17 protein-coding genes and 1 tRNA gene are annotated in these 22,578 nt (G+C 57.9%); 8 read left to right on the top strand and 10 right to left on the bottom strand.

Features of this window, described 5'->3' with window-relative positions:
- The first annotated feature begins 86 nt into the window (after positions 1-86).
- The 7 genes from QUV25_RS01335 to QUV25_RS01305 all read left to right on the top strand — a co-directional run bounded on the left by QUV25_RS01335 (position 87) and on the right by QUV25_RS01305 (position 11,069).
- On the top strand, positions 87-962 hold the full coding sequence (locus QUV25_RS01335) for a site-specific integrase (RefSeq protein WP_300860737.1): 876 nt from the start codon (positions 87-89) through the stop codon (positions 960-962).
- A gap of 258 nt (positions 963-1,220) precedes the next feature.
- Entirely contained in the window at positions 1,221-3,353 is a 2,133-nt protein-coding gene (locus tag QUV25_RS01330) for a class I SAM-dependent DNA methyltransferase (RefSeq protein ID WP_300860736.1), read from the top strand.
- Entirely contained in the window at positions 3,350-4,549 is a 1,200-nt protein-coding gene (locus QUV25_RS01325; protein ID WP_300860735.1) for a restriction endonuclease subunit S, read from the top strand. The genes QUV25_RS01330 and QUV25_RS01325 overlap by 4 nt, the downstream gene beginning before the upstream one ends.
- 18 nt (positions 4,550-4,567) lie before the next feature.
- Positions 4,568-6,277, top strand: a complete 1,710-nt coding sequence (locus QUV25_RS01320) for a DUF262 domain-containing protein (protein WP_300860734.1) — start codon at positions 4,568-4,570, stop codon at positions 6,275-6,277.
- A 34-nt stretch (positions 6,278-6,311) separates the two neighbouring features.
- Positions 6,312-9,716 (top strand): type I restriction endonuclease subunit R, encoded by a 3,405-nt coding sequence (locus QUV25_RS01315; protein ID WP_300860733.1) that lies wholly within the window; start codon positions 6,312-6,314, stop codon positions 9,714-9,716.
- A gap of 67 nt (positions 9,717-9,783) precedes the next feature.
- Positions 9,784-10,245, top strand: coding sequence for a hypothetical protein (locus tag QUV25_RS01310; protein WP_300860732.1), 462 nt, complete (start codon positions 9,784-9,786; stop codon positions 10,243-10,245).
- A complete protein-coding gene (locus QUV25_RS01305) occupies positions 10,242-11,069 on the top strand; it encodes a hypothetical protein (RefSeq protein ID WP_300860731.1) in 828 nt (275 codons plus the stop codon). Before QUV25_RS01310 ends, QUV25_RS01305 begins: the two co-directional genes overlap by 4 nt.
- A 249-nt stretch (positions 11,070-11,318) precedes the next feature.
- Here the strand turns inward: QUV25_RS01305 and QUV25_RS01300 are convergent, their stop codons facing one another.
- The 6 genes from QUV25_RS01300 to QUV25_RS01275 all read right to left on the bottom strand — a co-directional run bounded on the left by QUV25_RS01300 (position 11,319) and on the right by QUV25_RS01275 (position 18,786).
- The gene (locus QUV25_RS01300) at positions 11,319-12,044 is read right to left on the bottom strand and encodes a hypothetical protein (RefSeq protein WP_300860730.1); all 726 of its coding nucleotides are present in this window, start codon (positions 12,042-12,044) and stop codon (positions 11,319-11,321) included.
- The gene (locus tag QUV25_RS01295) at positions 12,041-13,294 is read right to left on the bottom strand and encodes an AAA family ATPase (protein WP_300860729.1); all 1,254 of its coding nucleotides are present in this window, start codon (positions 13,292-13,294) and stop codon (positions 12,041-12,043) included. The genes QUV25_RS01300 and QUV25_RS01295 overlap by 4 nt, the downstream gene beginning before the upstream one ends.
- Positions 13,295-13,434: 140 nt before the next feature.
- The gene (locus QUV25_RS01290; protein ID WP_300860728.1) at positions 13,435-16,134 is read right to left on the bottom strand and encodes an ATP-dependent RecD-like DNA helicase; all 2,700 of its coding nucleotides are present in this window, start codon (positions 16,132-16,134) and stop codon (positions 13,435-13,437) included.
- Between the two features lie 451 nt (positions 16,135-16,585).
- A tRNA-Ser gene (locus tag QUV25_RS01285) sits at positions 16,586-16,673 on the bottom strand.
- 62 nt (positions 16,674-16,735) lie between these two features.
- A complete protein-coding gene (locus QUV25_RS01280) occupies positions 16,736-18,106 on the bottom strand; it encodes a heavy metal sensor histidine kinase (RefSeq protein ID WP_300860727.1) in 1,371 nt (456 codons plus the stop codon).
- On the bottom strand, positions 18,103-18,786 hold the full coding sequence (locus QUV25_RS01275) for a heavy metal response regulator transcription factor (protein ID WP_300860726.1): 684 nt from the start codon (positions 18,784-18,786) through the stop codon (positions 18,103-18,105). Before QUV25_RS01275 ends, QUV25_RS01280 begins: the two co-directional genes overlap by 4 nt.
- Positions 18,787-18,973: 187 nt before the next feature.
- Here QUV25_RS01275 and QUV25_RS01270 point away from each other — a divergent pair, with 187 nt between their 5' ends.
- Entirely contained in the window at positions 18,974-19,360 is a 387-nt protein-coding gene (locus QUV25_RS01270) for a DUF4148 domain-containing protein (RefSeq protein ID WP_300860725.1), read from the top strand.
- Between the two features lie 107 nt (positions 19,361-19,467).
- On the opposite strand, the gene QUV25_RS01265 is transcribed toward QUV25_RS01270, so the two are convergent.
- The 4 genes from QUV25_RS01265 to ureE all read right to left on the bottom strand — a co-directional run bounded on the left by QUV25_RS01265 (position 19,468) and on the right by ureE (position 22,573).
- Entirely contained in the window at positions 19,468-20,337 is an 870-nt protein-coding gene (locus tag QUV25_RS01265) for a hypothetical protein (RefSeq protein WP_300860724.1), read from the bottom strand.
- A gap of 190 nt (positions 20,338-20,527) precedes the next feature.
- Positions 20,528-21,202, bottom strand: a complete 675-nt coding sequence (ureG, locus tag QUV25_RS01260) for an urease accessory protein UreG (protein WP_300860723.1) — start codon at positions 21,200-21,202, stop codon at positions 20,528-20,530.
- Between the two features lie 122 nt (positions 21,203-21,324).
- Positions 21,325-22,038 (bottom strand): urease accessory protein UreF, encoded by a 714-nt coding sequence (locus QUV25_RS01255; protein WP_300860722.1) that lies wholly within the window; start codon positions 22,036-22,038, stop codon positions 21,325-21,327.
- The gene (gene ureE / locus QUV25_RS01250) at positions 22,031-22,573 is read right to left on the bottom strand and encodes an urease accessory protein UreE (RefSeq protein ID WP_300860721.1); all 543 of its coding nucleotides are present in this window, start codon (positions 22,571-22,573) and stop codon (positions 22,031-22,033) included. Before ureE ends, QUV25_RS01255 begins: the two co-directional genes overlap by 8 nt.
- Positions 22,574-22,578: the final 5 nt, after the last annotated feature.

Raw genomic sequence — 22,578 nt, 5'->3', positions numbered from 1 at the left:
TGCCGTCTGGCATGTGTGGGACGCAATCGATTGCAGTGGCCGCAGTGCAATCAATTGCAGCCGGAGCGTCGCCCACCCCTCCGTCGGTGAGTCAGTACCTGACCGCCGCCATTGCGGACAACACGAGGCGTGCCTACCAGCAGGACTTGCGGGATTTTCTGGCTTGGGGTGGTGTCATTCCGTGCGGTCCGGAAACCTTGGCCGCGTACATCGCAGACCGAGCCGACACGGCATCGGCTCACACCATCACTCGGCGCGTGGTGGGCATCGGCCGTGCCCATGTCAGCCAAGGCCATGCCGACCCAGCCAAGACAGATTTGGTCAGAACGGTGATGCGGGGCGTGCGTCGCGTCAAAGGCACCAGCCAGCGTCAGGTGAGCCCATTGCTCAAAGCGGACATTTTGGCCATGACCGAAAAGACGGAAGGCTTAAGGGGTGTGCGGGATCGCGCGTTGATCCTGGTGGGCTTTGCCGCGGCACTCCGGAGGTCTGAGCTTGCCACATTGGATTTCGGGGATGTTGAGTTTGTTCGAGAGGGCTTGGTGATCCATTTGCGCACAAGCAAGACCGACCAAGAGGGAGCCGGCCGAAAGATCGGCGTGCCGTGGGGCAGGACAAGCGCCTGCCCGGTGAAAGCGCTAGAAAACTGGCTGAGTTTGGCCTGCATTGTTGAGGGGCCAGTTTTCCGCTCGGTGACGCGGCACCGGAGAATCAGAAGCAGTGCGTTAAGTGCGCAATCAATTGCACTGATCTTGAAGTCCCGTGCGAGCGCGGTGGGCTTGAGCGCTAACAACATCTCGGGGCACAGCCTGCGATCTGGGCTGGTGACGAGCGCGATCCAGGCAGGTGTGGCGGTACACAAGATTCAACAGCAGACAGGACACAAGTCGCTGGCCATGTTGAACCGATACATCAGAGACGCGAGTCTGTTTGACAGCAATGCTGCAGGGGGTGTGCTTTGATAAGCACGCATGCAGGTCAGGTGCACAAGGCGGCGACTATGCACGGCTAGATCCTCTCGCATGGCGAGGCTAGGGCCAAAGCAACTTGCAGCGGTTCAATCGGCGCGCATCTTTCAGACGATCAAACAATGGGAAAGTGTCCCAAAGCGCGGAAAAACAAGTGGCAACGAACGCCGGGCGTGTACTGATATCCGTCATTCATAATCGCGCTCAAAGCGCGCGAGAAGGCCGCCACGTTCGCAAAATAGCACCCACTCAATGACCGCCAACGCTCTACAAAACATCGCGAAAATAGAAACCAGTCTTTGGGAAGCCGCTGACCAGCTCCGTGCCAATTCCAACCTCACCGCTACTGAGTATTCGATGCCGGTGCTGGGTGTCATCTTCCTGCGTCACGCCACCAACCGCTACCAGTCCGCCCTGCAAGCTATTGAAGCGGATCAGGCCGCAGGCACCATGCCCAAGCGCCCTTTGAGCAAGGCCGATTTCATCAAGCGCCGCGCGCTGTTGTTGCCTGAGGCAGCGCGATACGACACGCTGCTCAACCTTCCCTCTGGCGCCAGCTTGGGCGGCGCGCTGGTCGCAGCCATGAACGCCATCGAAGCCGACTTTCCGCCGCTGCAGGGAAGCCTGCCCAAGGACTACGACCGATTCGACAACAAGCTTCTCGAAAACCTGCTGCGCTGCTTTGACTCCCAGGCCCTGCGCACCGCTACCGGCGATGTTTTTGGCCGCATCTACGAGTACTTCCTGATGAAGTTCGCCATGCAGGGCGCCCAGGACAATGGCGAGTTCTTTACGCCGCCCTCGCTGGTGCAAACGCTGGTCAATGTGATCGAGCCTGACCATGGTGTGGTGGCCGATCTGGCTTGCGGTTCGGGCGGCATGTTCGTGCAGAGCAGCCACTTCATTGAGCACGAAGGCTTCGAGACCATGAAGCGGGCCACCTTCTATGGCCAGGAAAAGACCCCTACCACCATCCGCCTGGCCAAGATGAACCTGGCCGTGCATGGCCTGGAAGGCGACATTCAGGAAGCCAACACCTTCTACGAAGACAAGCACCGTCTTCAAGACGGCCGCCCGCTGTGGGGCAACGTCGATTTCATGATGGCCAACCCGCCGTTCAACGTGGACAAGGTTGACGCCGAATCCATCAAGACCGATCGCCGCCTGCCGTTTGGCCTGCCCGGCGTCAACAAAGACAAACAGGTCTCCAACGGCAACTACCTCTGGATCTCCTACTTTCACAGCTACCTGTCCCCCAAGGGCCGCGCCGGCTTTGTGATGTCTTCCCAGGCCAGCAGCGCCGGCCATGGCGAAAAAGAGGTGCGCCGCAAGCTGGTGGAAACCGGCGATGTGGACGTGATGGTCGCCATCCGCTCCAACTTTTTCTACACCCGTACCGTGCCCTGTGAGCTGTGGCACTTTGACCGCTCAAAGCCTGACTCACGGAAAGACCAGGTGCTGATGCTGGACGCCCGCAACGTTTACCGCAAAGTCACCCGCAAGATCTACGACTTTTCGCCAGAGCACCAAGCGAACCTGGCCGCCATCGTGTGGCTGTACCGAGGCGAACAAGACCGCTTCCTGGGGTTGGTGCAAAGCTATATCGAGCGGCTGAGCGCAGATGCCTCCACCGTTGCCTCGGCTCTTACTGCCTTTGAGACCACGCTGACCGCTAGTCAATTGCCCTTTCCGCCCTTCCTGGACAGCGTGAAGGGTCTCGATGCCCTGCCACAGGACAAGCGCCAGGGGCTGGCCGATGCCTTGGCCGAATGGACCAGCGCTGCCACCGCCTATGTGGCCGACCGCGCCGCCTTGGTGATAGGGCTGGCGACTTTCTGCAAGAGCAACGCTAAGCCACCCCAAACCAACAAAGCCCAACACGCCACCCGCCAAACCTTCGACCCCTTGGCCGAATCGGCACGCGGCTTGATCAAGCAGGTGGACCTGCTCTACAAGCTCGCTGCCCGCGCTGCGCAACTGGCGCAAGAGCTGGCGGGCCATGAAAAGGCCGCTGAGTATTACGACCGCCGCGCCATCAGCAAGCTCATCAAGCAGCTTGACGAAGAACGCAAGGCCGCCGTCGAACAGCTCAAGGCCTGCGGCTATGTGCACCGCCAGATCGCCTGGCTACAAGATCGCTTCCCTAAAGCTGAAATGCAAGACGTGCTGGGCCTGTGCAAAGTGGTTAGCCGCGCAGAGATTGAAGCTGCCGACTGGAGTCTGACTCCCGGCCGTTTTGTTGGCGTTGCCCCGGCTGAAGTAGATGACGACTTCGACTTTGAGCAAACCCTGCTCGACATTCACTCGGAGCTTACCGACCTGAACCGCGAGTCGATCGATTTGGCCCAAAAAATTCAGACTAGCTTTGAGGCGCTGGGGGTATGACCCGGTGGGCCAAGTCGCGCCTAGGCGATGTTGCCGACCTATGCCTCGGCAAGATGCTGGATGAGCAGAAGAACAAGGGCGATCTGCTTCCATACCTAGCGAATGTCAATGTGCGTTGGGGTGAGTTTGATTTGGAGAACTTGCGGGAAATGCGATTCGCCCACAACGAAATGGATCGCTATGGGTTGAAGTTCGGCGATATTGTGATGTGTGAAGGAGGCGAGCCTGGTCGATGTGCAATATGGAAAGAATCTGTACCAGGAACAATGATTCAGAAGGCACTGCATCGAATTCGGCCGCACAAGTGCCTTGATTACCGCTATCTCTTTTATTTCTTTCTCCACACTGGTCGCACTGGCGGCTTCGCGCCCCTTTTCACTGGTGCAACAATTAAGCATCTCCCAAAGCAAAGCCTTTCCAAGTTGGAGATTGAGTACCCGCCACTGGGCATGCAAGAGCGGATCGCAGAGCTCCTTTCCACATACGACGACCTGATCGAAAACAACCGCCGCCGCATGTCCCTGCTCGAAGAGTCGGCCCGGCTGCTCTACCGCGAATGGTTCGTCCGCTTGCGCTTCCCCGGCTATGAACACACTCCAATAGTGGATAGCGTGCCGCAAGGGTGGGAGCGCCGAACTGCGTTCGATTCGATGCATGTGCTGAGCGGTGGAACACCAAAGACGAGCATGCCTGACTACTGGGACGGTGAGACTCCATTTTTCACCCCAAAAGACGCAACAGACGGAATTTGGGTGTCCACCTGTGAACGCTCAGTGACCGAACTTGGAATCCAGAACTGCAATAGCAAACTGTATCCACGAGATACTGTTTTTATTACGGCTCGAGGCACCGTAGGCAAGCTAAATATGGCGCAAGTCCCCATGGCCATGAGCCAGTCTTGCTATGCACTTGTTGGTAAGGATCACCTGTCGCAGCGCTTTGTTTATTCAGCGATGGAGGCCGGTGTAGACGCACTGCGCCAACAAGCTGTGGGTGCAGTGTTTGACGCCATCGTTGTAGACACGTTCAAACGTATCAATTTGATGGTTCCACCAGTGCCGCTTCTTCATCTGTTCGATGAAGCGACTGCACCGATATTTGATCAGGTCGAGAGCCTGACACAACAGAATGAAAAGCTCCGCGCAGCCCGCGACCTCCTGTTGCCACGCTTGATGAGTGGCGAACTTGCCGTCTAGATCAACTCAGGGAAAACAATGAACGACACGACACAAACCGCGCCTGCCGCAGCCCAAGAAAAACCGGTGCTGCTGCAGCCAGACAACCACAACAAGAAATATGAAGCTCTCTTTGTTGAAATCGACAGCGGGCAGATCAAGCTGCCCATGTTTCAGCGCGAGTTCGTTTGGGAAAAAGAACAGTCGGCCAAGCTGATCGACTCCATCCTCAAAGGCTTTCCCATCGGGACCTTTATATTCTGGAAAACCAAGGAGGAGCTGCGCAGCTACAAAGAGGTGGGTAACCACAAGTTGCCCGACACTCCGAAAGGCGACTACGCGCAGTACATCCTGGACGGGCAGCAGCGCATCACATCCTTGTACGCCATCCGCAAGGGCATCCGCATCACCAAAGACGGGAAAGAAGTTGACTACCGCGATATCTTCATCAACATGGACTACGACCCAGACACAGACGAGCAGATCGTGGTCACAGAAAAGGTGGACGGCAAAGGTTACGTCTCGGTGCACGACGTCCTGAGCAAGTCGATGGGCACGTTTTACAAGACGCTCAGCTCTTCCCAGGCCGATCAAGTCGACGCATACAAGAACAAGCTCACGACTTACGATTTCTCCACCATCACGATCAAGGACTATCCGATTGAGGTGGCGTGCGAGGTGTTTTCCCGCATCAATACCGGCGGCAAAGCACTCACGGTGTTCGAGATCATGGTCGCCAAGACCTATGACGAGACAAGGCAGTTTGATCTGGCCGAGAAATTCGAGCTGCTGCGCGACGGATCGGATGAAGACAAGGAGTGCCTCACTGCGGCCAAGTTCGAAACGGTCCCCGAGTCGATCATCATGCAATGCGTGGCGGCCATCATCCTGAAGGCTGTACGAAGCCGGGATATTCTCAAAATCCGTCGAGACTTGTTCATCGATAACTGGGAGCCCATGAAGGCATCCCTGTTCACCGCCATCGATTTCATCCGATCAGAGCTGTGCGTACCGGTTTCGCAGTTGGTCCCCTATCCAGCCTTGCTCGTCCCGCTGACCTACTTCTTCAACAAGACGGGCAACAAGAAGCCGACCAACGAGCAGGTGCGCCTTCTGGAGCAGTTCTTTTACTGGGTTGGTCTCAACCTGCGATACAGCTCGTCCACCGAGTCCAAGCTCGCGGAAGACTTCAACAAGATGGACAGCATCGTCAAGGGCGACATGCCAAGCTACTCCCGGGCGGAGCTCAAGGTTGCCTCGGGAACGATTGCGGAAACATGGTTCTCCGCCGGCAACGCTTACTGCAAAGCGATCCTCTGCCTGCTGGCGTACCAGCAGCCCAAGTCGTTCGATACCAGCGGCCTGGTCATCCTGGACAACAGCAACTTGAAGATTGCCTCCAGCCGCAACTACCATCACTTTTTCCCGAAGGCCTACCTGGCGGGGAAGGATACAGATCACGAACCGAATCTGATCGCGAACATCACCTTGATCGACGGCTATTCGAACAAGCACCGCATCGGCAAGAAAGCCCCGAGCAAGTACATCAAGGCCTTCGCGAAAGACAACAAGTCCATCTCCAAAGCCTTGAAGACGCACCTGATTGATGACATCGAGGAATTTGGCGTCTCCACGGATGACTACAGCACCTTCATCGATCAACGAGCGCGGGCCATCGCCATAGCGCTCAATGTAAAGCTGAGGTCCATAACGCCCGAGCAAGCTGCGGAGCAAACAACCACCGAATAGGTTCAGCGACGCCAATCAGGGAGAACAAGAAACAATGGCCTACACCGACATCAACAGCGAAGACCGCCTGGTGCAGGCCACCTTTGCCGAGCACCTCGAAGCGGTTCTGGGCTGGGACAGCGTCTACGCGTGGAACCAAGAGAAGTTTGGTCCCGGCGGCACGCTTGGGCGCACCGATGAACGCGATGCTGTCTTGGTGAGGGATCTGCGCGCCGCGCTGGTCAGGCTCAACCCTGATCTACCTGCGCCGGCCATTGAAGAGGCGATCACCAAGCTAACGCACCACGAGTTCTCCCGTTCGCTGCTGCAGCACAACCAGGCGTTTCACAAACTGATGCGTGACGGCGTGCCGGTGAGCTACAGAAATGCACGGGGCGTGCTGAGCCACGCGCAGGCCGCAGTGATTGATTTTCGAGACCCCGCCAACAACCGCTTTCTGGTGGTGCGTGAACTCAAGCTGACTGGCCTGCGAACTCCTAACTACAACCGCCGTGCGGATCTGGTGTGTTTCGTGAATGGCCTGCCACTGGTCTTCATTGAGCTAAAGGCGGTGTACAAAAATATCCGGGCTGGCTTCGACGGAAACCTGAAGGACTACATGGACGAAGACGTGATGGCCCATGCCTTCCACCACAACGCTTTCCTGATCGTAAGCAATGGGCACAACGCCAAGTTTGGTTCCATCACCAGCACCTGGGAACACTTTGGCGAATGGAAGCGCCTGGATGAAAGTGATACAGGTAACCTGGCAGCTGAAGTTCTGCTCAACGGTATGTTGGCCAAGGACCGGTTCTTGGACATCCTGGAAAACTTCATTCTGTTTGACGCCAGCAAGGCGGGCGACGTGCGTAAGGTGGTAGCGCGCAACCACCAGTTGCTGGGCGTGAACCAGGCTGTGGCGTCCGTGGTGCGCCAAGAGGCTTTGAAGCTGGAATTCCCATCCGACAAGCGCCTGACCCATCGCACCATTGAAATCCCGTACGTCGCAAACGAAGCCGCAGGCAGCGATCTGAAGCTCGAATATCCCCTGGCGGCGGAGCCAACACCGAAGTACCTGGAAATCGTTGAGCGTGTCCACCCGGACCTGGGACGCTTGGGCGTCGTGTGGCACACGCAAGGAAGCGGCAAGTCCTATTCCATGGCCTTCTTTGCCGAAAAGGTGCGGCGCACGGTGCCGGGTAACTTCACTTTCGTATTGATGACAGACCGAGATGATTTGGACAGCCAGATCTACAAGACCTTTATTGGCTGTGGTGTGGCTGACGAGCAGACGCCTCGGGCCACGTCGGGAGCTGCTTTGAAGCAGTTGCTATCTGAAAATCACCGCTATGTGTTCAGCCTGATTCATAAGTTCAACCAGGAAGTAAATGCCACCGAGCCCTACAGTGATCGAGACGACATCATCGTGGTGTCCGACGAGGCGCACCGCACGCAGTCGGGCAAGCTGGCCCGCAACATGCGCATGGCACTGCCCAATGCGGCCTTCATCGGATTTACCGGCACGCCGCTGTTCAAGCACGACCACCTGACCAAGCGGATCTTTGGCGACTATGTGTCGCGCTACGACTTCAAGCGAAGCGAAGAGGACGGAGCAACCGTAAAGCTGGTTTACGAAAACCGAGGTGAAAAGCTTGGCCTGGCCAAGCTGGATCTGAACGAACGCATTGCAGCCGCTGTGGATGCCGCCGACCTGGACCCTGACCAGACCGCCTTGCTGGAAAAGCTGCTGGGCAAGGACTACGAGGTGATCACCGCCGATGAGCGTCTGGAACGCATCGCGACCGATTTTGTAGAGCACTGCAGCACCCGCTGGGAAGCCGGCAAGGCCATGATGGTGTGCATCGACAAGATCACTTGCGCAAGGATGCTCAAGCTGATCGGGCCGAAGTGGAAGAGCAAGGCAGCAGCTATGCACGCGGAGGCGCAAGCCAAGCTGGCCGCAGTTGCCGCTGCAAGTGATGAAGAGGCCCGCCAGGTACTTCATGCGCAGCGAGACCGTCTGCTCGCCAAGGCGGAGTGGATGGATGGGACCATCATCGAGCTGATCATCAGCGAGGCACAAAACGAAGTCGCTGATTTCAAGGCGTGGGGCTTTGACATCATTCCTCACCGCTCAGTGATGAAGCTCGGGTTTGAAACAGCCGACGGTCAGCGTGTGGACGCCGAAACGGCTTTCAAGAATCCCAGGCACCCGTTCCGCGTTGCGGTGGTATGCGCCATGTGGCTCACTGGCTTTGATGTGGAATGCCTGTCCACCCTCTACATCGACAAACCCATGCGGGCGCACACGCTGATGCAGGCCATTGCCCGTGCCAACCGGGTGTACCCCGGTAAGGACTTCGGGTTGATCGTGGACTACAACGGCATGCTCAAGAGCCTGCGTGAGGCTTTGGCCCAATACGCTTTGGGTGATGGTGGAGGTGAGGCTGAGATCGTGGCACCGATCGAAGAACGTGTAGCCGCCCTCGCGGATGCCATTGGGGTCACTGAGGCGTATCTGCTCAGTTTGGGATTTGATGCAAGCAGCCTGGCAGGGGCAAGAGGCTTCACTCGCATTGAGTTGTTGGCCGACGGGGTAGAAGCGGTCTACACCAGCGATGAGACCAAACGCCGCTATGAGATCTTGTCACGTGTAGTGTTCAATCGTTTCAAGGCGCTCTTGATGGAACCCTCCGCACTGGCTTATGCCGAGCGCCACGACAACATCGAGGCGATCTACAAGAAACTGACCGAGCGACGTGACACCGCCGATGTAAGCGAGCTGCTCAAGGTGCTCCACCGCATCGTCAATCAGGCCATCGCATCGCATAGCGCAGGTGGTGATCAGGCCAGTGGTTTGACCGTGGATCTGTCGAAAATCAACATGGAGCGGCTGCGCGACGAATTCGCTCGCAAGGTCAAGCGCAAGGCCACGGTAATTGAAGACATCCGGCAGATCGTGGAAGAGAAACTGGCGCAGATGCTGGCCCGTAATCCGCTGCGGATGAACTATGAGAAGAAGTACCAGGAAATCATTGCAGCCTACAACCAAGACAAGGACCGTGCGACGGTGGAGGACACATTCGCTAGGTTGATCGACCTCGTGAGTGGTCTAGACGCTGAACAAATGCGGGCATTGGAAGAGGGGCTCAGCGAAGAGCAACTGGCCCTGTTCGATCTCGTGCAGCGCGGCGACTTGTCAAAGACAGATCGTGAGCGCATAAAGCAGGCAAGCTGCGATTTGCTGGCCGGCGTGATGGCCGTGATTGCACCACTCGACCACTGGACCGAGAAGGAACAGACACAGGCAGAGGTGGAGACCTTCATTCTCGACCAAGTTTATCTCTCGCTCCCTGAGCCACCGTACACGGCAGACGAGAAGTCTCGCGTGGCCCAACTGGTGTATCGACACATCTGGCAGCAGAGCTTGAAAGCGCCAATCGCTATGCAGGCGGCTTAGCCGTTCACATTGAGAACTACCTCCAACTGGATAGTCTGCCTTGCTTCGTTAACTCTTGAGCTTTCTCATGACGCCGAACATAAAAACGATCGCGAATCCTGTCCTTATGGCCCTTACTGAGCCAGTTCGGAAAGGCGTTCTTCGGAGAATCGAAGCGATGGAGCGCGAACTGGCGTTCCTCGCTGCCAAAGAAGATAGGCGTGTTTTTGCTCTCCGTCGTAATGGTTGGAGCGAAGAGCGGCTTCAGCTGCTATTTGTGTTGAACAGCATCTACCAGCAGGTACTCGGGCCACTGCAGGGCGCAAGTCGTGGCGGCCCCGAAGGTCTCGGCAAGTCTGTTGCCATTCGTCACGGTAGTGCGTCATTCAGTAGCAAGACCTCGGGTGCCACACTAAACGCTTTGAAGGACTTCAATGAGATGATGTCAAGCCTCGGTTTCGAGCGCGAACATCTGAATCTCAACACATGTGAAGACATCGTCTTCCGGCTGTACGGCGCCACCAACGAGCCGAGCGAGCGCGGCGAATGACCATATTTGCGAAAAGAAAGGCGGCACCGAAACGTGCTGCGACTCCTCCCGTCGACCCAGCGTGGCTGACCACTGCGAAAGACTTGATGGCGAAGTTCGCAAAGGATCACACGCTTGTCCTAAGCGCGACCGAGCGGCAACTATCGGCCGCGTTTGAGATAGCTTGCTTCCAAGCGCTCCTGTACTTTTATAAGAAGCAAGGCTACACGCCGACGCTTGAACACCTCCACGAGGGGGAGTATCGATACCTGACCAGTCCATCTGGAAATCCTGCAAACTTTTCGTTCGTGCGCTTGACTGGATCTGATGGCGAGTTCGAGGTCAGGCAGCAAGTGCGGATCGAGTCTCACGTTGACCCAGACATCCGCTTCACGCCTGATCTAGTTGTCCTAGTCAAAGATGCGACGATCAATGCGGAGATTCTGAAGGATTTCGCCCAAGGCAAAAGGAAGTTGTTCTCGGTCAAGAGCAGCCAAGTCGTTGCCGCGCACGAGTGCAAGTCCATGAATCCGTTTCCAGAGCTCATGGTCAACTTCATCGGTATGTTGGTGACTGCTCACGCTTGGTACCCTAACGGGCCTCAGGTGGCTGATGCAGCCATGGGGCACCTTGCGCCAACTCTGTTCGTGGGCGGAACGGCCAGAGCGCTTCACTTGAAAATGATCAAGGCATTGGAGACAGCCTACCGGCTGAACATCGTGGTGGGCATGCACTCAGGGACATGGGAGTTGAAGAGCGCACAGCGCAGGCTTTCCTGGAGGGCAGCGGCACTAGGCCCTGCGTTGCCGACGGCACAAGCGGTCGCCGCGCCAGTTCCTCAATGACAACACGCAAGCACCTACTCATTTCACTGGAAAAGGCACTAACGGCTGAGGACATTCGGCGGTTCTACCGGCTCTCTAAAGTTGCAGGTAACGTCACCAACATCGTGACGGCTCAGCAGCGTTGCGGTCCTTGGCCCGAACGGGCACAACTCACGCTATCCGCCAGCAATCAGTCGCTCGACCTAGTGCGCCGCGAGCGGCACGAAAATCAACTGCAGGGGTGCAGTTTCACCATGCCTTGCAGGTGGTCTAACTAAGTCGGTACATGCTACTCTGCAGCTTGCGCAACAGAGTCGCTACCTCATCACCCTCATCACTCGGATCTCGATCAAGCAAGAAATCATTCATACGATCGTGAAGGCTGGCCATCTCGGCGTTCATGCTGTCAATTAGAGTGACCCTTTCGATCTCCGAAAACCTGAGACGCGTCCAGGTTTCCTTGCCGAGGGGGTGCTGTGGCATGTATTTAACGAGGCTCAGAGACTCGGTGGCAATGTGGACGTACTTCAAGAACTGACCATAGCGAAAGTTCTCTTTCGTTGGGTCGATGATGCCAAGTTGCCCTTCCACGGATGTCTTATCTACCGAGGTGGCCTTCCACTTATTGCAGTCGACGCAACCGATCGTCAAATTCGACAGCATGAACGTCTTGGAAGGAAAGCGCGACTTTGCGTACACGTGTTCTAGGTGCCACCCAAAGCCATAGCGTCCGACCGGTCGCTTGCAATATGCGCATGCGCCTTTTCCCCTTTTAACCAAGAGCGCCACGAGCCGCTTTTTGATCGCCTTCAAAGACTTCTGTTCGTCGGAGGAAAAGACAACTGGGGGGACGATGGGCTCGCCGAACTGATGCGATGCTAGGGGTTTGGAGAAGCACGTCCATGCATTTGTTCCGGACAGGGTGCCATCCTCGATGAGGTCAGTGAGCCGTTTAAGAACCCCGGTCTCGGCGGGAGATTCGCACAGCTCGTTCATTCGACTCGCACCGAGTTTGCACTGGTCAACGACTGATTCTGAATAAGTCGAATCGCTTCCCTGATGTGCGTTAAATCGTCTCTGGTCAGACCTTCTTTGCCTTCAAGCGCTTCAAGGCGCTTCAGGACTTGCTCTAGCAGTTGAGGATGATCGACCGCTTCCAAGATGGCGTCGGTGATCTCGAAATCCACGGCTGGGGTCCTGTAGGTCGCTGTGTCGAACAGGTCAAGCACCAGTCGCTCATGGCTGGAAATTTCACTGAAGGGGTGCTCACGTATATCCACGTCGGAGGAGGCACCCAGGTCATCATTCGCCTCTAGCACTACGACCGCAGCTTTCGATGCGTCGGGGCCCTTGGCTCCCTCAGAAATGATGATAGGCGAGTGCGTTGCAACGACGACGTGAAACCTTTTGAAGTTACGCAGCAGGTCGACGATTGCAGAGTGGAACCCCATCTGCCAGTGTAGGTGCAGACTGATCTCGGGTTCGTCGATGAGGATCAGACTGCTCTCGCCAGCAACAGACAGGACCTTTGCGTACGTCAGAACACGGTTCTGCTCTCCCGTGCTTAGTTGATTGAAGTCAATCCGCTGTTCGCTGGCGTTCTTCACGACGGATAGTTGCACGTCGGGATTAAGGTCGAGGAATTCAGCCAAAACGGCGATTTTTTGCCTGGTCAATTTTGTGAAGGACAGCGGCTGACCCATAAGTGTGGCGAGGGTCTTTCTCGATTCAACCGGCAAGACCGACGAAATCTTCGCGTTCTTCAGCTTGCGCCGGTCTATGAGCTTGGCTAAATCGCCGCCGACCTTCCCGAAGGAAAATTCGAATCGAAGCTCCAGCGCCTCTTCTAGACGATCAACTGACTTCTTGTCTCTCGCCATACCCTTCAGAATGATCTTGGCCAGTTGTCGACTGATCGCGCTGTGGAACACCGCGTTGCCCGACGTCCGGGCCCCAAGATATTGGATCCGGGCGTGCAAACGCAGCTTAAAACGATCGTAGACAGCGTTCGAGATGCACCCTACGACCTTTGGTGCATGACTCGCCTCGCTCTCCCCAAAATGCTCGGCAAGTCGTGCAAGTTGTCGGCTCTTTCCCGTTCCGTTGTTTCCGATCAAGTACGTGAAGGAGGGGCCGCGCTTTCCGGCCAGCGATCGATCGATGCTTGCGCACAGACGATTGAATAGCACTCCCTGAGCTGACATCCCGCCTCGATCCGAACCATCATCTGCTTCCTTTTTAGCCATCGCACTGTGCCTCCCTGATGTTGAATTGTGTCCATTTCGAGTACATCGCAGGCCACGCGCTCGGTGGACGCGGTGCTAACCCAGTTCTTCCATTCAAGTGGGAAATGATTTAGTCAAAGACCGGCCGGCGGAATCCCGCCCTACATCCGGACTGGCGTAAGCCCGCGGCGACTAGCGAGAAGACTGACGTCCTTCGGGTTAGCCCCTCGGCTCAGGCGCTGCAGAACGGCTTGCTGAGTCTCAGGCGTCCAAAAGATCCGTAGACGCTCACGCGCTCGCGTTATTGCTGTGTAGAAGATGCTGTGCGAGATGTTGTCTTCGTTAGCATCGGTGATCACGACCTTGACGGAGTCGTACTCAAGGCCTTGTGCCTTGTGAATCGAAACCGCATACGCAACCTGGAACGGTACGCTTGTGTTCAATTGGTCGTCGTCATCGTCACTACTTCCCGAGTCATACACGGAAAATCGAACAGTCGATCCCCCCATCCACTCGAGTTCTTCGTTGTTGACGTCAAATTCGCTGAGCGGGCGATCCAGCTCGACATCAAACTGGATTCGCTCTTTCGTACGCTCGATACCGACAATCCAACCCTTGAGGTTGTTGTAGATCACTGGTCGAAACCGCTCGGTTTCGTTGAAAAGAACAGGATCGCCGATCTTGTAAGTGGAGACGCGCCAAGTCGTCGCCTTGCCAGGGTTGCTGCTCTGCAGGAATCGATTGATATTGTTGATCCCATAGAGGCCGTCGTAGTTCAGGCACAGAATGATCTCGTCCTGGCCTAGGGCTTCGAACAGCGTTTTGTCCAGCACCGTCGAGTACCCGTTGTGAGCCATGAGTTCCGCGATGTCGTTGTCGATAGATCGCACTCCGTCCCACAAGGCCAAGAGTGCGTTGTTCTTGGTTCGGAATGGCGTCGTCAACTCAAATACCGACGTTCTTGGGATGAAAGAGCGGATGATCTCGAACCAGTTGCCGAACTGGATGGACTCAATCTGGTAGACGTCGCCTACTATTACTAGCAACTTGAAGGAGGTTCTGTTCAGCACCTCGAGAAAGTCGGAGTTGCTGACGGTGCTGCACTCATCGATGAGGAGGATGTCGTATTCCTGGTTGGACGACTTCTTTCTGATCTGACTGTTGATTGTTCGGAACTCGGAGTTCTGAGCTGTAACTTTGCGCTTGAGATTGTCGATTGCTGGGTTGGTGTGCGCAAGGAAGAGCTTTTGCTTGTCGTTGAAGTAGTGAGCGATGTGGTCGACCATCGTTGACTTCCCGGTGCCTGCAGCTCCGTAGAGGAGGGCCACGCGCGACTGACTGAATAGCAGCTTGAGTGCGGCGACTTTCGCTGGGTCGTCGATGCTACGAGGGGCTTCTGCGAACCAACGCTCGACGGCTTGGGTGTATCCGTCTATGCGAGCCGAAGCGTGCTTCTGGAGTGCCTCAACAATGGCTACCGTTTCGTCTTCATACCCTTTGATGAACACATGCTTCTTGTCGAGAACTAGGTGTCGTGACACATGTTTGTAGTACAGCAGCTGGTTGTAGGTGGCGATCAGTTTCTCGACTTCCCCGAACTCCTCTAGGTCCGCCGCCGTCGTATATAGAGTTCCATGCTGCTCCACGTTGTGTCTCACACGTCGAGCAAGCAGTTCGTGCTTGCGCTCGGTCACGTCGAGGCACTCCACCAGATCCAGGTACCGAGGGTTATGTCCGAGAAGAGAGGTACAGAAGGGCATCGTGTCGAACGGTATGCAGCCGTAGTGAAGGTTCAGTCCGGAGAGGAGCTTGCATTCGTCCCTCGAGTGCTGAGATTTGAGAACCAGGTTGTGCATCCTCAGCATGAGATATCGAAGAATATTTGACCCGGGGGCTCCCGATCTGGCGACCTGTCTTGCCTTGTCTAAGCAAGGAAATATTTGCAGTTTGAAGCCTTCACCAGAACCTGCTGCTCTCATTGCCGCATAGTTGGCTTCGCTCATGTCGATCAACTCGACCAGACTTCTCGACCCAACGGTCAGCCAGCGCATCAAATACAGGTACTCCTGAGAGTTCGTTCGAATTGAAGTTTTGATGCCCAGCAGTCGTGCGAAGTTGTCGAATTCACACGGCCGAATCGAGACCTCCCACTCACGGATGATCATGATTGGCATCGTTTGGCCAAGCACTTCAATCGAGTCCCTCTGCAGTGTCAACATTGCTGAGTACTCGACCGACATGTCTATAGGTGTGAAGGCGATGATGCGATCGAACTTACTGACCTTATTGGCGGCCCGGAAAAATGTCACTTCGTAATAGATGCGACCACCGACGAAGAATGGGCGCGTCTTATGGATGTAATACCGATCGCGCACCTCAGTGTCGCTTCGAGAGAAACGCGGTGACTTGATTTTGGCCGCGATCTTCTCGTGGTACTCGCGCAGTGAAGGGTCGAGATCTACCGGGAAGTCTTCCAGGTTTGCCAAAACTCGAATCCCGCATTCGTTCTCTAGCACGTCACGTATGCGATGGAGGTACTCGTAGTACTTCAGCATCAGGCGCTCGGAGGTGTCGCCGTCGAGCGTGTAGTGCGACGAGCTCTTCTGGATCAGCTTGTGAAATTTTCCAAGGAAGCTCAGCTGTGCCCTGCTCTTGACAAAAGCTAGCGCCGGCTCGATTGCAGCGAAGCGAAGTTCGGCATCGGGGTTACCGAGGTGGAGTCGGACGGCAACCCCCTCAACCAAGTTTCTGAGCTGCGAGAGTACGTTTTGCGAGAGCAGTTTGCGCTCTTCAGCAAGTAACTTGATGTTCTGGCAGATCGCATGGTCCGCGCTAGAGATCTGTTGGCCAACAGTAGTCATTCTTGTTGTTCGGTCCGAGCTGCAAGGTATTCCTGCGACTAGCAATTGAGCGGCTGTTGTTTACCGTCTCCCTTGAGGCGAATGCCGTATCTGCCGCGCCCTATGTACGGACTGATGATAAATCTTGAGCTAGCGCTGAATCTGACCTGCCTCCTGTTGGGGCAGCTCGGCTGTGATGTGTTCTCCAGGCGTTTAAGCAGCGGTTCAACGTTCGCTCCGAGCCTTCAGCTGTCCTCGGTCGCAGTGAAGTAAATGACAGGTCGCGACCAAAATCTGAAATCTAGCCTTGGAGCCTGCAAGCTGCTAAGCCATCATGATGGGATCGCCAGCCGCTTCCCGACAGTGCAATCAATTGCAAGTCATATCGGCTCAGATTTGGGCGGGTCTTTGGGCGGGTTTGTACTTATGACAATAAAAAACCCTAAGTATATCAATAGCTTAGGGTTTTTTTTGGCGGAGACTGTGAGATTCGAACTCACGGACCCTTGCGGGTCGGCAGTTTTCAAGACTGCTGGTTTAAACCACTCACCCAAGTCTCCGGGTATGCATTGCAGACCGGATTTTAGCGGTTGGCCCGGCCCAGGGTCTGGATGGGTCTGGATCAGGCCGCGGCCGTGCCGGTGCCGAGCACGCTGAAGCCCACCCGGGTGCGGCCTTCGGCCGACTCTGCCAGCGCAAACCCGTCGTGCATGCGCGCGATGGCCGCCACGATGGACAGGCCCAGTCCGTGGTGGGGCTTGGCCATTTCACAGCGGGAGGCATCGGCGCGGAAAAAGCGGTCGAACAGGCGGGGCAGGTGTTCGGCTTCGATCGACGGACCCACGTTTTCAACCAACAGCCGCGCGCTGCCATCGGGTTGCTGGCCAATGCGCACATGGAGCTGGCTGCCAGGCTCGGCATAGCGGATGGCATTGCCCAGCAGGTTGGACAAGGCGCGCTTGATCAGGGCTTCGTCCACCGGCAGGTGGATATCGCCGTCGATGGCGATCGACAGACGGGCGTCTTCCATCGGCGCCTCGTGGAATTCCACCACCTGGCGCACCAGTTCTGCCAGGCTCACCGGTTCGCCCCGACGGGCCTTGACGCCGCGATCGGCCTGAGCAAGGAACAGCATGTCGTTGATGATGCCGGCCATGCGCTGCAGTTCTTCCAGGTTTGAGGTCAAGGTGTCTTCCAGATCAGCGTTGCTGCGCTCGCGGCTGAGCGCCAGCTCGGTCTGGCCGATCAGGTTGGCCAGTGGCGTGCGCAGTTCGTGCGCCACGTCGGCATTGAAGCCTTCGAGCTGGGCGTAGGTGCGGTCCACGCGCCCCATCAGGCTGTTGAACTGCTCGATCAACGGCTGCAATTCCTCGGCCGGCTCTTCGAGCGTGAGGCGTTGCTTCGCTCGCCCGACGTCGATGCTGCGGGTCTGGTCGGCCAGGTCGAGCAGCGGTCGCAGGCTGCAGCGCACGCGCCAGAACGTGGCCCAGGCCACAAAAATCCCACCCGCAAGCGTGGCCACCACCAGCAAGATGGCCATGCGCTGGCCGGTCTTCGCGTCTTGCGAGCAGTCCAGCACCAGTCTGCCGGTGTAGACATCGCCCGTGGACTTGTCGGTCACCAGAAAGGTGCTGGCCTGGGCGGTCTTGGCCTCGGTGTCGAAGCTCGCTGGCGGGTCGCGGTAAAACTCGCTGCCGTCTGGCCGGCTCACCACCAGGAAGGTGCCGGGCCTGCGCTCGGCTGACCACGCCAGCTTGTCGAGCATTTCAAAAGTGCCCGCGCGTTCGCTGGCGCTTTGCATCATGTCTTTGAGCACGCGTGTGTGGCCCAGCAATTGCTCGTCGTGCTTGGCCTGAAACAGCATGGCGGTGATGCCGTAGATGGTGGCCAGCAGCAGGCCCAGCCCAATCACTGTCTGGGTAGCAAGCAGCAGCGAGAGGCGCCGCCCAATGGAATAGGTGCACGGCGTTTTGGTGGCAGTTGCAGCAGTCATGCGCGCTCCTCCAGCACATAACCCATGCCGCGCACGTTGTGCAGCAGCTTGGGTTTGAAGGGATCATCCATCTTGGCGCGCAGGCGTCGGATCGCCACCTCGACCACGTTGGTGTCGGAATCGAAGTTCATGTCCCAGACCTGTTCGGCCAGCGTGGTGCGCGACAGGATCTGGCCCTTGCGCCGTGCCAGCAACGCCAGCAGCGAAAACTCTTTGGCGGTCAGCTCCAGCCGCTGGCCCTCGCGCCAGGCTTTGCGGCTGAGCAGGTCCATTTCGAGGTTGCTGACGGTCATGCGCCCGTTATGGCTGGTATCCGCGGGCGCAGGCCCGCGACGCAGCAGCGCGGCAACCCGCGCGAGCAGTTCCGAGAAGGCAAACGGCTTCACCAGGTAGTCGTCCGCTCCAGCCTCCAGCCCTTGCACCCGGTCTTCCACCCGGTCTCGTGCAGTGAGCATGAGCACGGGCGTATTGAGCTTCTCGCGCAGGGCGGACAACACGCCAAAACCATCTACACCTGGCAGCATGATGTCGAGAACCACCAGCTGGTAGTCGCCTCCGGTGGCCAGGTAGCGGCCTTCGATACCGTCGCGCGCCACGTCCACGGTGTACCCGGACTCGGTCAGACCACGTTTGACGTAGTCGGCAAGCTTGGCTTCGTCTTCAATGACCAGGATGCGCATGGGAGTGGGTGAGCAACACGATTTGGGGATCGACAAATTGTCGCGGATCGGTACTGGGCGTTGGATTACGAATCTGTCATTCAGATGTTCGTTGAACGACAAGTGCGACTTCTACAGTTCATCCCATGCCGAAACGAAACGGCATCAAGCAAGTCGCTTCTTCAACCTGTCTTATTTAGGAACCGTCATGAAACTCTCTACCCGCATCGTCCTTCCCGTGGTCCTGTCGTTTGCTGCCGCTGGTGCCATCGCCTCCGAATTCACGCCCGAGGCACCCTTTGTCTCTACTCTGAGCCGCGCCGCGGTGCAGGCCGATGCCATTGCCGCGAGCGATGCAGGTCTGATCGCCAGCGGTGAGTTCACCCCCGTGATCGTGGCTGATGGCATGAGCACCGTGACCCGCAACCAGGTTCGCGCCGAAGCTATTGCAGCCGAGCGCCTGGGCGTGATCGCCCGCGGCGAGGTGACCGTGTTGCCCACCGCCCAGCAGTTGGAGCAAGTCCGCCTGGCCGGCCAGCGCGCCAACCAGGGCGACAACCTGGCGCAGGGTCAGGCTATGCCCGTGCGCAACTGATCGAACGCCTCGCTGGCAAGAAAGAACGGCCCTTCGGGGCCGTTTTTTTGTGGTCTAGGTCCACCTGACGCACCTCGATGGACAAAAGGCAAGCCCCAGCTGCCGCGTCAGTTGCTCGCCGTGATGCGTTGGCAGTAGTCCAGTATCTTCTGACGCAGAGGTCCCATGTGTTCGTCCGACCAGTAGCCAAAGCGGCCTCTGGCGTCTGAAATGCGTTCTCCTGGCCTGAGCTTGAGCAGTTCGTCGGGTTTGTAACGTGTTCCGTTGAATGTGATGGCCACCACATTGCTGCGGTGTTTCTGGCGAAACGGTGAATGTTTGCGAAACCAGAGGATGACCGAGGACCTGGCGAGAAACTCCCGCCGGAACATGACCGCCATCGATCGCGGCACCCCACGAGCCACGGGTTGCCCCGCCCAGGATATGAACTCGTCGTCGATGTTCATGTAAGGCCCCTTGTCACCACCAATGAATCGCTGCTCGAACAGATCAGCCATGCTCGGTTCAGCAGCCGAGTGGTAGGCCATGACGGATGAGTTGCCAGTCGCAAAGCGCTTGCCTTTGGTCAAGCCGAACAGCTTGCGGCGGATGGGCCCGAATCCAATCAAGTTGCCTGGTGGCAGCATGAACAGGTCGCAAGGGCGCTCGACCAGATCGGCGATCTTGCCTAGGTCACCCGTCACCATGGTGTCCAGGTCAAGGTACACGCAAGGCGTTTTGGGCGGCAGTGAGGCACGGGAGAACACGGCCAGCTTGACCCGGTAGCCCAGGCCGAAAAATTCTGGGCGATCGAAGAAAGGTGGAAACGGCACCTGCTTCACGTCCGTGGCGATCTGGGGCCGCTGTCGATCGGTGAACAAGACGACGTGCTTGAGCCTGGGCGACGACTTTTTCGCCGCATCCACCAGCACATTGACGCTCGCGTCGGGGTAGGCGGAACCCCAAATGGCAAGTACGAGGCAGAAGTCAGTGCTCACCGTGACAATCCCGGTATCGGTTCGCTCGTTCCCATGTCGGGCCAACTTGCGACTATCGACGCTGGTTCCCCTTTGCAGGGCCACGCGCGGGTTCGGCTGAACAAAATCCACATTTGAAAGGTCTTCGACTCATGCCCAACGATCGAGACATCCTCCAGGGCATGCTGCCAATGTACTTGGCCGCGACAGCTTATCGCGTTTCCAGTGTCGCAGAAGGTGCAAGCATGCCCCGCGCCTCGATGAAGCGCACCACCTCATCGACACCCGCCAGTGTCTTGAGGTTGGTCATGACCCAGGGCCGGCGCTGCGCGTCGGGCCTCATGCGGACGGTGTCGGCTTTCATGACTTCCAGGTCGGCCCCCACGTGCGGTGCCAGGTCGGTCTTGTTGATGACGAACAGGTCGCTCTTGGTGATGCCGGGGCCGCCCTTGCGCGGGATTTTCTCGCCTGCAGCCACGTCGATCACGTAAATGGTGAGGTCGCTGAGCTCCGGGCTGAATGTGGCGGCGAGGTTGTCGCCACCGCTTTCGATGAATACCACGTCGGCGTCCGGAAACTTCTCCAGCATGCGGTCGATCGCCTCCAGGTTGATGGAGGCATCTTCACGGATCGCCGTGTGTGGGCAGCCACCGGTCTCAACGCCCATGATGCGCTCAGCTGGGAGCGCGCCACTCACGGTGAGGATGCGCTGGTCTTCCTTGGTGTAGATGTCGTTGGTGATCGCGATCAGATCGTGGCGCTCGCGCATGGCTTTGCACAGCATCTCCAACAAGGTGGTTTTGCCGGAGCCGACTGGCCCACCAATGCCCACGCGAAGTGGAGGCAGGGTCTTGGTGCGCAGTGGAATGTGGTGGAGTGCGGTCATGGCAAAGACGGAGTTGGACGGGTTGAAGGGCAGCTTCAGCACACACCTTGGAGCCGGCTTGGCCGGACCGTCGGTGTGGATCCTCTTGGGGTTGGAAGTCGCGAAACGGCGCGGGGGTTGATCTAGGAACGGAACAGACGGGAATACTGGGTTTCGTGCTGGGCCGAAAGAATGGCGAGCAGTGGCGTGAAGGCTTGCCGGGAGTCGTCGGTGAGCGACTGGGCCTGGGCCACCGCCTCGGGAATGGCCTGGGCGAGCCTGGCCAGCATGCGCTGACCGGCGCTCTGGCCCAGCGGCACCGACTTGATGGCGGCCTGCACCATGTTTTCGGACCAGCCGAAGGCAAAGCCGGTCAGGCTGTCGTGGGCTTGTGCGCCGCTGAGTGCAGCGGCGCAGGCCATGGCCACCGGGTAGCTCGGCGGATCCAGGCGGGCAGACGCCAGCGCCTCGGCCACACCCCGCCCGAGTTCTCCCAGTGATTGCGCCCAGGTGAGCAGTGAGCGGCCCATTTGCTCGGTCTGCTGCCGCAGTTCGGCGGATTCGCGGGTCTGCAGCACCCAGTCGTTGAGTGCGGTGATGCGAGCCAGGTCGTGGCTGCGCCAGGCGGGAATCGCTTGCGCGACCACCGCCAGATCGCTGCGCGCCAGGCTCAGGTGCAGTTGGTCCAGCAGCCAGCTGGCGGCGCTGGCCTCGTCGTGCACCAGGCCGGCCTCCACGGCAGACTCCAGGCCTTCGGAGTACGAGAAGCCACCCACCGGCAGGGCGGGCGAGGCCAGCCAGAGCAGTTGCAGCAGGCCAGAGGTTCGTGCCGCGCTGTTGCCTGCGGGTTCAGCCATGCTCATGCGAGCCAGCGGCGTGATGATCGTGGTGTGCGTGGGCACTGGGAGCGTGGGCGTGCCCCGCGTGCTGGCTGTAGGCTCCGGCCTCGGGCTCGAACGCTTCGTTGACCTCGCTCACGCTCAGGTGCATGGCGCGCAGCAGATCGGCCAGCACATGGTCGGGCTCGATCTTGAGGTGGTCGGGCTTGAGTTCGATCGGAACGTGGCGGTTGCCCAGGTGGTAGGCCGCGCGCATGAGTTCAAAAGCCCCGTCGTGGTGGTGACCGTGCTCGTTGCACGCGGTGATGCGCAGCACCGGCTGAGGTGCCGCCACCACGCGCACCAGCGTGCCGGACTCGGTCACCAGCACGTCTCCGCCGCGCACCACGCTGCCGCGCGGCAGGAACACGCCGATATGCTGGCCATCGGACGTGGTGGCATCGAAGCGGCTTTTTTGGCGCAAGTCCCAGTCCAGCTCAACCTGTGGCGCACGTTTGAGCAGGGTCGGCGCGAGACCGCGACCCTGGGGAATGAGTTTGGAGGCTTGTTGCATGCGCG

It is taken from the genome of Hydrogenophaga sp., assembly GCF_030373245.1.
In the GTDB taxonomy this organism is placed as follows: Bacteria; Pseudomonadota; Gammaproteobacteria; order Burkholderiales; family Burkholderiaceae_C; genus Hydrogenophaga.
Note: the sequence above shows the minus strand (reverse complement) of the source record. Positions and strands in the feature narration are given on the sequence as shown.

Coding starts and splice junctions, on each gene's coding strand:
- QUV25_RS01330 (WP_300860736.1), top strand. CDS start 1,221: ATGACCGCCAACGCTCTACAAAACATCGCGAAAATAGAAACCAGTCTT.
- QUV25_RS01325 (WP_300860735.1), top strand. CDS start 3,350: ATGACCCGGTGGGCCAAGTCGCGCCTAGGCGATGTTGCCGACCTATGC.
- QUV25_RS01320 (WP_300860734.1), top strand. CDS start 4,568: ATGAACGACACGACACAAACCGCGCCTGCCGCAGCCCAAGAAAAACCG.
- QUV25_RS01315 (WP_300860733.1), top strand. CDS start 6,312: ATGGCCTACACCGACATCAACAGCGAAGACCGCCTGGTGCAGGCCACC.
- QUV25_RS01310 (WP_300860732.1), top strand. CDS start 9,784: ATGACGCCGAACATAAAAACGATCGCGAATCCTGTCCTTATGGCCCTT.
- QUV25_RS01305 (WP_300860731.1), top strand. CDS start 10,242: ATGACCATATTTGCGAAAAGAAAGGCGGCACCGAAACGTGCTGCGACT.
- QUV25_RS01300 (WP_300860730.1), bottom strand. CDS start 12,044: ATGAACGAGCTGTGCGAATCTCCCGCCGAGACCGGGGTTCTTAAACGG.
- QUV25_RS01295 (WP_300860729.1), bottom strand. CDS start 13,294: ATGGCTAAAAAGGAAGCAGATGATGGTTCGGATCGAGGCGGGATGTCA.
- QUV25_RS01290 (WP_300860728.1), bottom strand. CDS start 16,134: ATGACTACTGTTGGCCAACAGATCTCTAGCGCGGACCATGCGATCTGC.
- QUV25_RS01280 (WP_300860727.1), bottom strand. CDS start 18,106: ATGACTGCTGCAACTGCCACCAAAACGCCGTGCACCTATTCCATTGGG.
- QUV25_RS01275 (WP_300860726.1), bottom strand. CDS start 18,786: ATGCGCATCCTGGTCATTGAAGACGAAGCCAAGCTTGCCGACTACGTC.
- QUV25_RS01270 (WP_300860725.1), top strand. CDS start 18,974: ATGAAACTCTCTACCCGCATCGTCCTTCCCGTGGTCCTGTCGTTTGCT.
- ureG (WP_300860723.1), bottom strand. CDS start 21,202: ATGACCGCACTCCACCACATTCCACTGCGCACCAAGACCCTGCCTCCA.
- QUV25_RS01255 (WP_300860722.1), bottom strand. CDS start 22,038: ATGGCTGAACCCGCAGGCAACAGCGCGGCACGAACCTCTGGCCTGCTG.
- ureE (WP_300860721.1), bottom strand. CDS start 22,573: ATGCAACAAGCCTCCAAACTCATTCCCCAGGGTCGCGGTCTCGCGCCG.